This window comes from Niastella koreensis GR20-10 (genome assembly GCF_000246855.1).
In the GTDB taxonomy this organism is placed as follows: domain Bacteria; phylum Bacteroidota; class Bacteroidia; order Chitinophagales; family Chitinophagaceae; genus Niastella; species Niastella koreensis.
The window spans coordinates 4,204,343-4,216,647 of record NC_016609.1 but is presented as its reverse complement, the minus strand read 5'-3'; the positions used below and the strand labels follow the sequence as shown (position 1 = coordinate 4,216,647).

Annotated in this window: 12 protein-coding genes; 5 read left to right on the top strand and 7 right to left on the bottom strand. The window is 39.4% G+C overall.

The features are described 5' to 3' along the window. Positions 1 to 1,220: 1,220 nt before the first annotated feature. Both NIAKO_RS16430 and NIAKO_RS16425 read right to left on the bottom strand, forming a co-directional pair. Entirely contained in the window at positions 1,221 to 1,721 is a 501-nt protein-coding gene (locus tag NIAKO_RS16430; protein WP_014219568.1) for a DUF2004 domain-containing protein, read from the bottom strand. A 162-nt stretch (positions 1,722 to 1,883) separates the two neighbouring features. After that, a complete protein-coding gene (locus tag NIAKO_RS16425; RefSeq protein WP_014219567.1) occupies positions 1,884 to 2,165 on the bottom strand; it encodes a hypothetical protein in 282 nt (93 codons plus the stop codon). A gap of 1,409 nt (positions 2,166 to 3,574) precedes the next feature. Here NIAKO_RS16425 and NIAKO_RS38560 point away from each other — a divergent pair. Further along, complete coding sequence (locus NIAKO_RS38560; protein WP_155966916.1) at positions 3,575 to 3,742, top strand: hypothetical protein; 168 nt, start codon at positions 3,575 to 3,577, stop codon at positions 3,740 to 3,742. Positions 3,743 to 3,755: 13 nt separating this feature from the next. Here NIAKO_RS38560 and NIAKO_RS16415 read toward each other — a convergent pair whose 3' ends face one another. Together NIAKO_RS16415 and NIAKO_RS16410 are read right to left on the bottom strand one after the other, a co-directional pair. Next, the gene (locus tag NIAKO_RS16415) at positions 3,756 to 4,547 is read right to left on the bottom strand and encodes an MBL fold metallo-hydrolase (protein ID WP_014219565.1); all 792 of its coding nucleotides are present in this window, start codon (positions 4,545 to 4,547) and stop codon (positions 3,756 to 3,758) included. 106 nt (positions 4,548 to 4,653) lie between these two features. Then, positions 4,654 to 5,091, bottom strand: coding sequence for a carboxymuconolactone decarboxylase family protein (locus NIAKO_RS16410; protein WP_014219564.1), 438 nt, complete (start codon positions 5,089 to 5,091; stop codon positions 4,654 to 4,656). A gap of 82 nt (positions 5,092 to 5,173) precedes the next feature. Here NIAKO_RS16410 and NIAKO_RS16405 point away from each other — a divergent pair, with 82 nt between their 5' ends. The 4 genes from NIAKO_RS16405 (at position 5,174) to NIAKO_RS16385 (ending at position 10,425) form a co-directional block, all read left to right on the top strand. Beyond that, the gene (locus tag NIAKO_RS16405) at positions 5,174 to 6,649 is read left to right on the top strand and encodes an aminotransferase-like domain-containing protein (RefSeq protein WP_014219563.1); all 1,476 of its coding nucleotides are present in this window, start codon (positions 5,174 to 5,176) and stop codon (positions 6,647 to 6,649) included. A 398-nt stretch (positions 6,650 to 7,047) separates the two neighbouring features. After that, positions 7,048 to 7,446, top strand: a complete 399-nt coding sequence (locus NIAKO_RS36860; protein ID WP_014219562.1) for an ATP-binding protein — start codon at positions 7,048 to 7,050, stop codon at positions 7,444 to 7,446. A gap of 332 nt (positions 7,447 to 7,778) precedes the next feature. Beyond that, a complete protein-coding gene (locus NIAKO_RS16395) occupies positions 7,779 to 8,738 on the top strand; it encodes a phosphatase PAP2 family protein (protein ID WP_014219561.1) in 960 nt (319 codons plus the stop codon). An 847-nt stretch (positions 8,739 to 9,585) separates the two neighbouring features. Beyond that, the gene (locus NIAKO_RS16385) at positions 9,586 to 10,425 is read left to right on the top strand and encodes a helix-turn-helix domain-containing protein (RefSeq protein ID WP_014219559.1); all 840 of its coding nucleotides are present in this window, start codon (positions 9,586 to 9,588) and stop codon (positions 10,423 to 10,425) included. 609 nt (positions 10,426 to 11,034) lie between these two features. On the opposite strand, the gene NIAKO_RS16375 is transcribed toward NIAKO_RS16385, so the two are convergent. From NIAKO_RS16375 to NIAKO_RS16365, 3 genes are all read right to left on the bottom strand, one after another. Continuing rightward, complete coding sequence (locus NIAKO_RS16375) at positions 11,035 to 11,580, bottom strand: DUF1697 domain-containing protein (RefSeq protein ID WP_014219558.1); 546 nt, start codon at positions 11,578 to 11,580, stop codon at positions 11,035 to 11,037. Between the two features lie 18 nt (positions 11,581 to 11,598). Then, positions 11,599 to 11,880, bottom strand: a complete 282-nt coding sequence (locus NIAKO_RS16370) for a hypothetical protein (RefSeq protein ID WP_133055286.1) — start codon at positions 11,878 to 11,880, stop codon at positions 11,599 to 11,601. 66 nt (positions 11,881 to 11,946) lie between these two features. Beyond that, positions 11,947 to 12,285: a hypothetical protein gene (locus NIAKO_RS16365; RefSeq protein WP_014219556.1), complete on the bottom strand. Its 339-nt coding sequence runs from the start codon at positions 12,283 to 12,285 to the stop codon at positions 11,947 to 11,949. Positions 12,286 to 12,305 lie beyond the last annotated feature (20 nt).

Below are 12,305 nucleotides of genomic sequence, written 5' to 3'. Positions count from 1 at the left end.
GCACAAATGATGCCGATGGGTTTTCGAGATATTCCCAGTAAAATGGACAGCCAATGTTGAATTTTACTGTAAACAACGAAATAAATTATTCATCACCGCATCGGAAGCTATTTATAAATTAGACATGAGAATCAAGAGGATTGAATAGACGTTGATTCATGATCTAGATCATAACGAAAAACATTCATCAGAATGCTTTTTTTATTAAATTTAGATTACTGTTAAATACCAATATTCAAAAGCAAATGTTATTCAATTACTTCCATTTTTGGTGTTTCTGCTAATAGTGTTTGGCTTTTACTGGCTTATTTTTAGCAAGTGGTTGCATTGGCAAAATATTTTGTTACTTATTTCCAGTTATTTTCGTTTACGGTTTTTCTATTGCCTTCCCTAACACCGAATTATCCCTGTTGAATGCCATTATTCAAAAAGAAAACTTGGTCTTTATTTATTTTCAGTTCTAATGAAGAAGTTTATTGTAAAAATAATTACAATGTCTTTTATTCCGGTTTCTGGCGCTCTTGTTGTTACAGAAATAGAGGAGTGGTATTTTATCTTCCAGGTAGGCGATCAGGATAAAAACAGGCACCTGTAGAAAGTGTAAGGTAAAGCTTACCAGTGGCAAGGTAAAAATAATCAATAACTATTCCCTCAGGCAGAGCGATCTGAATGCAGGTATGGTTTTGTTATATCAGAGCTATCCTTTGGACGGTAATGTAACAGTAGAAATTGATTAAAAAAGCACTTTTTAAAAATTATATAAAACTGACCGGTAATTGTATAACAGTGAAGGCTTTGAATGGCAATAATTTTTCAATAGTAATTGGATAATATTCACATACAAGAAATAAACTATAGGAACAGACCGCTTTGCCGCTGTTCCTTCAAGCAATCCATAGCCTGGTGTTTTGACCGGCGTTTCCTGCTACCTATCTCAGGCCCCTGATGATTCTGTTCCATAATTAAATATTTCAAAGAGCGTAAAGCTACAGCCTATCTAAATGCAGTTGGGCCTATTGTTCCCGGGGGCTTACTCTGCACAAGTAAAAAATTATAAGATTATGAAGTGCAAATAATTGGCGTTAACGTTTAAGCATTGGCGAGTGGCAGCATTTATTATTCGTCTAGTTTGGAACGAAAGCTAAATAGCGATTTATAGATGATTTTTTGCGTCACCGCCACATGACGCAAAACACTTATTAGCTATGGTTTGATTGACGTTAGCTTTCTAAAGTCATGTAATCCATTTCGCCTAAATGGTTCGTGAAAATTACAACCAGATCATCAGTTAACTCACGAGAAATGGTGTAATCAAAAGTCGCAAAATGAACATCCTCATGAGGAAACAGTCCGAGCCTCACGAGTTGAAATATTTTCAATAATTGTTGTTCAATATTGTGAAGTTGATCCTGGCTATTTGTAAAGCCAGCAATATCCTCTTCGTCGTTGTCTTTTATAAGGTAGTCAACATAGGTTTTGACCTTGTCACAGTTTTCATCAGCGTAATCCTGTTTAATACGGTCTTTATTCGTCTTGTCGTACGCTTCGATATTAGATAAGAACTTCTTAACCGCATCCAAACGGTTTATGTCAATTGCATTCTGGTCAAAATTTAAGTCAATGCTAATCTGCTGATCTCCAACCTTGAAATCCAGGTCATAATAATCGTCCAGATTGTTTGGATCAAGTTGTTCCAGTATCGATAATGCGTTTTCCGACATGATTTCTCGACGATGTTTTTGTTTCTGTAAATCGCAGCTAACGTGAAGGACTTGCCGACGTACCGGAAGTCCGTGATTCGTCCGCTTGGTAAGTTAAATAAAGTTGATAAAAGAACAAATGATGAATGATTGTTTGTCAGCCGGTATATCGGCAAACTTTTGTTACCTGTCATTTTGTGCTTTGTCAAGAATCTGTCTTATTTGATCGTCCGTTAGAAGACCTGCGTTTTGAATAGCGTCGATGGCTTGGTTTATCGAAACTGAAATTGTAAAAACTTTCAACTCTTTTTCTACAATCGACCTTATTAAGTTATAGACTGAATAGAAGATTCTTTCAGGAATATAAGGAAGCTCCCAGTCAATGTCTTGCAGAGCAACAACAGGGTCTTCATAATATGAAAATAACTTTAAAAGATTCTGCTGATGTTTAGCTTTTCGTGTCATAGCAGAAGAGAGTAGCGGTGAACCTTAGCCCAACCGCGGCCTTATCGCCGGAGGAGATTCAAGGAGGCATTCGAGATTGAAGATTTAAGAGTATTTTCTTTTTGTCAGGAATTAAAATTTACTGGCGGAGCAATTTACAATTTCAGTTCAGGATGGTTGTATGCTTCTGCTCTTGCCATTAGCCTCATCGCGCGTTTCATTTATGTTAAGTTTATACCGGCAAAAGATAGTCTGTAACCGTCGATACCTCGCGCTGGGACTGAACCATGTTAAAATGCAAGAAGCAGCCGATGTAAAGCGCTACCATGTATGACAGCGAGCCATTTGGGGTATCTATATAAAAAAAGAAGCCCTGTAGGGGCTTCTAAATTACTTTTACGGCCTTTCTCTTAATAGTTTTAGATAGGATCAAGGACTAAAAACGATTAAAGAGTTGGGGTGAAAAGTTGGTTGGTTCATTCTTTTCACAGGGATTGGAATAATCATTGGTTATCATAGAATACGTAGATTTTCAAAGGTGTTGGTTTTGTCTTTAAGATTTGGATGTTAAGGATTTCATGGATATCAGATAAGCAAACAAATTATGGCTCGATTGCTTTATATATAAATATAATATTAAAAATCAATAGTGCATTATCTTAATTGTAATTGATACAAATATTTTATACACATTCTCTGCATCCTTTCCCAAAAAAAGAAACAATTCCGCTAGCCACTACATATAAAGCCACAGTCCGATCTTGCAAAGCCTTGAACAGCTTGCTACAAAAAGAGAAGGGTACTTTTCTCTTAATGAGTTAAGTACCCTTCTCACTGTATTATTCCAATGTGCCGAAGTATACGGATCCGTACGTACGGTTGCTAGAGGGGGCGGGTTGTGAACTACAACTAATTGCACCCTGTCTACTCAATTAATGCCGTTTCGGTGCTACTTTTTGTCCATTTTGTCGTGTCCATCTTGTTTTACCAATTTGTTATAAAGGCCCAAAAGTAGAAGAGGTGCCACCCACTGGCCAATAAATAAACTCGTGTGCTTTTTCTAGGCAAGCTGAAGTTCCAATCCAGTTGCCATGACGCCTATTGAAACCCATAGAAACGCATCGGATGGCAATTCCGAAGTTTGTTCTTCAATTGTCTTGGCGTAACATATAAAGCTTTAAGGTAAACCATATATTTAAATATATGAAAGTGATAAACACACCCATGGGAGTGGTGCTCATTGCATCGCCATGGATGTTTAATTTTTCCGCGAAATGGCTAATGAAATTGAAGAGCGAAATGACCTGATATTTTGAGCAAATGAATGTTGATCTGGGTTGAAGTAGCGCCCACACCGCACCTTCGCTATCATGGTAGTTAATGAGCATTCCAGCGTTCTTTCCATTTAAAAATGATATAAAAGGAGCAATATGCCCTTTAAAAAAGTATTCTATATCAATATTTTTCCGCGTATTCATATCAGCTGGTGGATGTTCGTGCTGGCCGGATTGACCACGCTACTTATTGCGCTTGTCACTATCAGCTTCCAGGCAATAAAAGCATCACTGGCCAACCCAATGAATGCCTTAAATAATTAATAAGCCCATAGTTTCACGCCAACTGTTTACGCATCGATTCCTTAAAAACCGTTTGTACGTTTTCATGCAGGTTCTGCGTTTTTATACACCCATAAAACGAATCAAATGAAATAGTTTCCAGCCGTTGTATTACCCGGCGTATTTCAGATTGTGTTAAAGGAATGCGATTGGGATAACTGCGAAATACAGAGAAGTGTTTTTTGCTAGGTGACAGGAAAAGCGTATCTCCACAAAGGATGGCACCTTGTGCTGATAAAAAAGGCACATGCAAAATACAACTGCCTTCAAAATGTCCGCCGATCAGCAGCATTTGAATGCCATCCCACAAGGGCAAGGCATCGCCTTCCCATAGCTGCACGTGCTGACCACCTGCTACAATATGCTCTGCATCATTTTTATGAATATAAATAGGGCAATCAAACCTATCTGCCCAGTCATTCATATTGCTGTAATAGTGCGGGTGGGAAAAGGCAATAGCATTGAGCCCACCTTTTGATTGAATGAATTCAATAGTCAGTTCATCAAGCATGGGAATACAATCCCATAATACATTTCCCTGGGCTGACAATACCAGCAATGCCCTTTGTCCAATGGCAAACACAGGATTGATCTCTATTTCATATAAGCGCTCATGCAGCTTGTTCAATTTTATGCTGTGTTTGCGATGCAGGTCGGCAGGTTTCGTCCAGCTTTGGCCGGTATCCGGAATGTACTGGCGTTCATCACAACAGATAATGCATAAACCGGGTAAGGAATTGACCGGGTAATAAGTGCCACAGGTGCTGCAAATAATTTGTTCTTTCATTGTAAGATTATTTATCGTTGATGGTCTGTATTACCGCACAGGCGCTGGGGTGCAGAGCGTTATCCGGAATCGTTTTCTCCGCATCTCCCCCGGCTACGGGTTATTGTTATGCTGCTACCATATGCATGCTTATGGCAATCCGGTTCCAGCTGTTGGTAACCGTGGTAATAAAGATGAGTTGCGCTATTTCCTGTTCGCTGAAATATTTCCGGGCATTTTGAAAGGTTTCTTCACGCAGGCCGGCTTCCTTTATATTGGTTACTTCTTCTGCCAGTTTCAGTGCAGCCCGTTCTGCTTCGGTATAGAAAGGCGTTTCCCACCAGGCGCTGATAGCGTATACCCGTTGTTCCGTTTCGCCCGCCTTACGCGCATCACCGGCATGATAGTTTACACAATACCCGCAACCATTGATCTGGGAGGTGCGTAGTTTAATCAGTTCGGCCAGTTTTTTTTCAATGGTGAAACCGGCCATTTCTTTTTCGGCTGCGTTCATGGCCTTGTAAATGCCGGGTTCAGCCGCATCTATGTTCATTCTTTCTTTCATAGTTTGTGTTTTTTGATAATTCAAAGCTATACCTTCGCTGGATTACTCAAATCATCCAGATTGAACAAATAACCTCATCCAGATGACATTCTTGAAAGAACTGATCGTAATCAATAGACAATCTGACGTGGCTGTTTACCTGCAGATCACGAATTTATTTATTACCCATATTCGACATGGAAGGTTGCGCAAAGGCTTGCAGCTGCCCGGCTCCCGGGAACTGGCGGAGTTGCTGGGCATCAACCGGATGACAGCTGTAGCGGCTTACCAGGAACTGGAGGCTCAGGGCTGGATTGAAATGCTGCCGCGGAAAGGAACTTTTGTAAAAGCCATGCTACCGGTTTTGTCGCCCCGTACCCTGGCGGCAGCCCCCATATCAACCGCTATACCCGATGTGCCGGGGTTTACCTATGAGAAGAAAAAGATCATTCCCATTCCTTCCTCTGATTTTCCACCTTCGGGTAAACTTTCGTTCAATGATGGCTTTCCTGATGTACGGGAAGCGCCCATTGATGAGCTCACGCGCTGTTTGCGGAGTTTAGCAGGCCTGGCCGCCAACAGGAAATATTTAATGTATGGTGGTGCGCAGGGCACTTTATTCCTGCGGCAAACGCTGGCCGATTTCTTATGCGATACCCGAGGGCTGTCTATAACGGCCGATAATATCCTCATCACAAAAGGTGCGCAAATGGGCATTTTCATTGCGGCTTCGGTGATCATGAACCCCACTGATGAAGTGATCGTTGCCATTCCCAATTACAAAAGCGCCAACATGACTTTTCAGCAACTGGGCGCCATCCTAAATTATGTGCCCGTTGATGAGGCTGGTATAGATACCGATGCTATTGAAAAATTATGTATGAAGAAAAAGATCAGGCTTGTGTATGTAATCCCGCATCACCACAATCCTACCACGGTTACGCTGTCACCCGGCCGAAGAATGCACCTGCTGCAGCTGGCCGCCAGATACAAGTTTGCGATCATTGAAGACGATTACGATTATGATTTTCATTACAGCAGTAAACCTGTTATGCCCATGGCCAGTCACGACAGCAAAGGCAATGTGGTATATATAGGTACGCTTACCAAAACCTTTGCCCCGGCCGTCCGATTGGGTTTTATAGTAGCCCCCAAAGAGTTTATACAGGTGGCTACGTATTTCCGCAAGATTATTGATACGCAGGGCGACAGCTTAATGGAAAACGCCATTGCATCTTTATACAAAGATGGTACCATTAGCCGGCACATTAAGAAGTCGGTAAAACTGTATAAAGAACGAAGGGACCATTTTTGTGAGGTGTTGCATCGGGAACTGGGTGGTCAGGTTTCCTTTAATGTACCCGATGGCGGCATGTCAGTGTACACGCATTTCCCTTATTACGATCTGAAAGCTGTTTCCCATAAAGCATTGGAGCGCGGCCTGATCATGAAAGATGGAACCACGTATGATGTAGGCAAACAAACGTTCAATGCTGTACGATTAGGATTTGCTTCTTTAAATAATAAGGAGCAGGTACAGGCGGTGCGGATCCTGAGGGACGTTGTTGATAGCCTATAATTTAATGGCATTATGGCTGGTCTCCCGCATTTTCCGGCTCCTTTATTTTATAACACCGGATTCCCTTTTTACCCATTTCTGGGTAACCTGCGCAAAAGAAATGGCTGATGCAGCAAGCAAACAGGCAATAAATAAAAGCTTTCTACAAAGTAACATGTTTCTCATAATCTAAATTTTAAGATTTAATAATAATGTTAGCCACGGGATGTAAGCGGTTGTTCTGTGAATTACAGACGAAATGAAAAGTGAAGCCTCGAAGAAGGTTACAAAGTAAACGTATTGGCAGAAGCTATCCAATGAGCGGCCTCAGTGTTTTACAGATAAATGTGAATGCGATGAAACTGTTCTCATCATTCGGACAATAGAATAGGAAGGGTGAAAATAAAAAAAAGCTGCCCATGATTGTGGCTTTTGTTTCAGTCGTGATGAAAGTTGGCTTTACGTCAACTTATAAAGCAATGGAACTGTTCGCATCCTTCGGAAAGTTTACTGATCTGTATCAGTTTCTTTGTTCAATTTATAGAATGGGAGTAGCTCTCAAGCCTGCTTTTGTTGTGATGAATAAATTTATAAGGGAGCTCAATGCTGCCAAACTGGATGGTGCCATTGCCCAAAAGTTAAGACACCTGGAAAAAATCCACGTAATCGTTTTTGATGATTTTGGGCTTCAGAAGCTGGATCCTGATATCCGTCTTACGATAATGGACATTCTGGAAAACAGGTATAAAAAAGGAGCAACCATTGCATTAGGGTTACTGGTATTACAGGATAAGCAGGTTAAAAGTAAACCGGTGTAAACGCACTGTCTAAAGAGCGTGAGTAAGGTAGTGTTCATGATAAATATTTTCAAAGGATTACTTTGCGCAGTCAAGATTCCAGCCTGTCAATTGTCAGGCCGCTAAAACCGTTTAAAGATACAATTGCTGACTGTTATTCAAAATGCTGTAAGCATATTGTTTTACTAGGCTCATGGGCATTCTTCATCTGTTGACGGTTATTCAAAACCAGGAACCTATATTCTGTTTGCAAAGAGTGGCCCTCTGTTTGATTTGAAATCAAAATCAGTCATTTTTTACAACTTTTAATTTTTAGACCAGTTTAGATTTGGTCAAAATTAAAACAAGTGAAAATGAAAGTCAATCAATTGATAGCAAAAGGTACTATAAAGCCAAGTGTATTTCTTTTAGTAATGATGCTCTGCCTTAATTTTGCCTATGGGCAAAAATCAACTCAAAAAAAATCTGAAGATAATTACAACCGTCCATTAACGCCTGTGCGTGGTTACTATAGCCAATTGGAGTCTTTTAGCCCGGCACCAAAATCTCCCAATGAGGAAGTTGATAAAAAGAAATTCATTACTGTCCAGGCAGCCATAGATAAAAGACTTAGCATCAAGCCAATTTATTTATCGGATGTTTCCGCCGATGATTTCAAACTTCCGGACCCGCCCGCCAATAGTTCAGCTCAAACCCGTGCAGAATTGAACTACCTGGTTGAAGTTGAAAAAAATCGGACTGAAGAAGATATAAGGAGGTGCCACTATATGTCCGGAATCTTTTATGATCTTAATATTCACCCGGGAGATTCGACATATGAACAGAATAGAAAAAACCTCTTCTATATTGGCCGCTCCATCGGCACCTGGTTTAACCCACAAACGCTTCCTTTAACGGCCGATCTGATGGCCAACGTTTGGCGCGACGCAAACTATTTTATTTGGGCATTAAAGTATAAGTATGCCCGAATCCGGCCTTACATGCTGGAGCCAAGGTTAAAGAATCTAGAGCAAGCAGGTGCTCCGGCTTATCCTACCGGCACCGCAACCGATTCTTATATTCAAGCCTATATTTTTCAGGAATTGGCGCCGCAGTTTACGGATGTCTTTGTTAAGGATGCTTATGATATGTCGCAATCACGCGAGACAATTGAAGTTCATTTCCCCAGTGATGTCGAAGGTTCAAGAATACTGGCGAGACAATTTGTGAACAAGCTTTTTCAAAACAAGAAATTTCTTAAAGACTTTGAAAAGGTAAAAGAAGAATGGGCATTGAAGGGCAAAGAAAATTTAACTGATAAAGGTGGTATCTAGAGATTGGATCGGATAGAAAATCAGGCAACTAATACAAATAAATATTCATGATGCACCTTAATAGTTATACTTGGCTAAATACGTGCAGGGAGAACGGTATGCACTATTATGAAGAATGTAATCAAAACTATTTCGATATTATTTGTTATACATTCTAATTTTCAAGTATATGCACAAAGCAAGCACCAGGATTCAATTAAGGCACTTTTCACCGATCAAACACCCGTCGTCGACTGAAATCTTACAGAGGCGATCTGGAAATCTGCGGAACCAATAGTTAATTTCACACAGCGTGAACCTGATTTTGGCAAGCCTTCTACGCAAAAAAAACCGGTTGGCCATAATTTATGATAAATTGGCCATTTATATCGGCGTGTAGTGTTATCAAAATAAGCCCATTGTAGCAAAATATTTGAAGCGGGACTGAATTGGCACAGTACTTTACATTTGTTGTTACTTTTCCCTGTGGCAATTCTGCAAACCCTGATCGCTATGTTCCCATTATGCGCCCCTGTAACTTTTTTTGCCAGCCAGTTAATTTTGCTGGCAGGCGTATCAACTTTGTATGACTGTGATTTAACCGGATGCGTAACGACCTGTATATTTCCCCGTTATTAGGATGATGAGACAACGTTTTACCTGGGACAGAAATGAACAGCGGAGTTGTAACTATAAGCATATGCACTACGGTAAGTATTTTCATGGTTTTGTTGTTGATCGGTGTAATAAAATATGGTTAAAAAATCAAATACCCAGGCTTCCTTTTTTTTCCTAATTTTGGATAAAGCTATATCACGGCATTTTTTGAAAGTTGTAAATAATGACTGATTTTTAATCGGATAAAAAGATGAAGCACAGACAAAGTCCATTTACATCCACTTTTTATATGTGGAAAGGTATGGCTGCATTTTTTTATTCATCACACTTCACATCGCTTCATAGCCACAACACGATCCAATTAATACTGGATACACAAAAGGATTTTCGGTTTAAAACAAAAAATAGCAGCTGGGCAACATGTAAAAGCTTGATTATAAAAGAAAATATTTTACATCAGCTGGATACTAATGGGAGCGTTCAATTAATAATTTACCTGGACGTTGATACAAAAATCGCGCAGTCTATCAAATCTAAATACCTGGTCAATAATGAAGTTCATTCTTTGGATTTGAATGTTTTCCATTTTGTAAACTCAAAAGAGCTACAGCAGGCATTGTTAATGCCAGAACCATCGATACTGGAATGTGTTATTAATAAGGTATTAGCATGCTTGTCATTTGAAATTGAGAATGTTCGAACAGACCAGCGAATATTATTGGCAGAACAAGCCATCTCAACCACGCATCCCGAAGATATTACCAGTAAATCGGTAGCAGATAAAGTTTGCCTGTCTGAAAGCAGGCTTCGTTCTTTATTTAAACAGGTAACAGGGGTTTCTTTATACCGGTATATGCTTTGGAACAAAATATGGTTTGCAACGAATCAAATTATGGCAGGTTATTCTATTTATGAAGCGGCAATTGATGCTGGTTTTACTGATGGTAGCCATTTTCATAAAATGATGGTAAAAATGTTTGGCATTAGCCCATCAAAATTTTTGAAAGATAATATGCCGGACAACCTGGTGATGTGCGATAAGTCGCCATTACATTTTGAGACATATGTGTATAGTCATGACAAAAAATGACCGAACAATAAACTTACGAAAAACGGGAATTAATTGATTCGATGAACTCAGCCGTAGGACAGGTAAAATGCGAACCACCAACTGAGTGTCCTGGTATTATTGTAGCTGTGTTTTATTGAAAGCCCCCATCCAACCGATATGACTGAGTAACTATTTGATGACTTTTCGGTATGGGTGCACAGAGGTAGACGGCAAGGTTCAGGGTATCTATGAATTTCTTTATTGTGTCAATGACCACAGCGGAAGATATGCACCTGATTGATATTCGAAACACGCTTAATGAAAGTGCCATTGATATTCAGAATAGAAGGAAAAAAGTTGTGATTCCGCCCGGGTCACAAGTTTATCTCTATTTCTTACAACCCGCGCTGGTAGCGGGATTTCTGGTTCGGATAAATAAAAGCGTGAACCCCAGCCGCTTCCTGATTAGTTTATAGTTATGATTTTGTGGGTTTGAATCCTGATTTGAATACGCTGCCAAATTTCTGTATTGCTTGCCGTGGTGAAACGACTGCCATCATCGGCGAATCGGAGATTTAATGACGGCAAATCGCTTCTGTTATTTCTTTCAACATTTTCAAAATTGGATTATTCTCACATTGAACAGCGTCATAATTTTGTCGTCATTTTAAAAAGTTCGTTTGTTGTTTTCCAATTCCTTGTTGTTGCTGTTACTTTTAATTTAGTTTCTAAAAGGCTGTTTGTTAGTTTAGATTTGCTATAACTGTCTGGACAGTAAAGATAAATTGCTTTGTCAACTATTTCAAAATTGTCATTTTTTAGGTCAACATGCCTTAGTTGTTCTATATTTTGTTTTACTGGTTTGTCCGAAAGAAAAGTTACATGAAGAAATGCAGGGTTTTTTGACTTGTCATTTAAAAAGGGGTTTGAGTTTATTACAGTTTCCAATTCTGTTTGTGTCAAAGTAATAACTGGCACGTCAAAGTCAAAAACTTTTGCAATGTTTTTTGTTATGGTTTCGCTTATTTTTTTAGAGTCTGTCATTTTTGATTGGAAAATAATGTTTCCGCTTTGTATGTAAGTCTGAACATTAGTAAAATTTAGGTCAGTACAGATTTTTTTTAAAGCTTCCATTTTTATCATTCTGTGCCCGCTCACATTTATTCCTCTTAATATTGAAATGTATGTTGTCATTTAATATACGGTTCGTTGTTATTTATTTGTTGTAATTATTGACATAACTTTGTTCAAAGATTGTTCCAGGCCTAGTTTTGCAAAGTGCTTTATTTGTCCGAAGTTAGCGTATTCAGTAACTGTCATTTCGGTTTTATTTTCCTCACTTGCATTAAATGTTACAACTGCTGTTGGTTTTTGCCTAACTCCGTTTTTATCTGCAAAGCTTTGAATGTATTCAATCGATATGTGAAATTCAATTTTAGAATTAGCCCAAAGATTAAAATGAATTGATCCACCAAAGCCTTTTGGTACTATCATAAACAACCGCATTCTTGTTTTTTAAGATCATAATATTAAGGTTTTATAATTTTAAAAGGCTCATCTTCAATTATTGTCTGATTCAACCGACGAGCCACTATAGTCATACCTCAAATTGTACGAACCGATTTCGGTAACATGGTATACTACCGGCAATTCGTCGCAGCGATCTTGCATTCCCGCTTGAAAAGCCTTGAAAGCCTCTATGTCGGGTAGGGGCGCCTTTCCTTCCCCTGAGTAATTGGCAATGTGCATGAACGTCAGCCCATCGTCCAACTTATAAGTGGCGTAACTGAGCCCTTCCATACCTTCCCGGTGGAGTTGCTGATACACCGCTTTTATCAATTGTTCGTTTTCCGCGGCCTTGCCGGGCTTTAACTTGTATCTAACGATTACTTTTTCCATTTGTTGATTTTAATTTTTGT

Coding starts and splice junctions, on each gene's coding strand:
- NIAKO_RS16405 (WP_014219563.1), top strand. CDS start 5,174: ATGACATTCTTGAAAGAACTGATCGTAATCAATAGACAATCTGACGTG.
- NIAKO_RS16425 (WP_014219567.1), bottom strand. CDS start 2,165: ATGACACGAAAAGCTAAACATCAGCAGAATCTTTTAAAGTTATTTTCA.
- NIAKO_RS16415 (WP_014219565.1), bottom strand. CDS start 4,547: ATGAAAGAACAAATTATTTGCAGCACCTGTGGCACTTATTACCCGGTC.
- NIAKO_RS16385 (WP_014219559.1), top strand. CDS start 9,586: ATGAAGCACAGACAAAGTCCATTTACATCCACTTTTTATATGTGGAAA.
- NIAKO_RS16395 (WP_014219561.1), top strand. CDS start 7,779: ATGAAAGTCAATCAATTGATAGCAAAAGGTACTATAAAGCCAAGTGTA.
- NIAKO_RS16410 (WP_014219564.1), bottom strand. CDS start 5,091: ATGAAAGAAAGAATGAACATAGATGCGGCTGAACCCGGCATTTACAAG.
- NIAKO_RS38560 (WP_155966916.1), top strand. CDS start 3,575: ATGCCCTTTAAAAAAGTATTCTATATCAATATTTTTCCGCGTATTCAT.
- NIAKO_RS16370 (WP_133055286.1), bottom strand. CDS start 11,880: ATGATAGTACCAAAAGGCTTTGGTGGATCAATTCATTTTAATCTTTGG.
- NIAKO_RS16365 (WP_014219556.1), bottom strand. CDS start 12,285: ATGGAAAAAGTAATCGTTAGATACAAGTTAAAGCCCGGCAAGGCCGCG.
- NIAKO_RS16430 (WP_014219568.1), bottom strand. CDS start 1,721: ATGTCGGAAAACGCATTATCGATACTGGAACAACTTGATCCAAACAAT.
- NIAKO_RS36860 (WP_014219562.1), top strand. CDS start 7,048: ATGATTGTGGCTTTTGTTTCAGTCGTGATGAAAGTTGGCTTTACGTCA.
- NIAKO_RS16375 (WP_014219558.1), bottom strand. CDS start 11,580: ATGACAACATACATTTCAATATTAAGAGGAATAAATGTGAGCGGGCAC.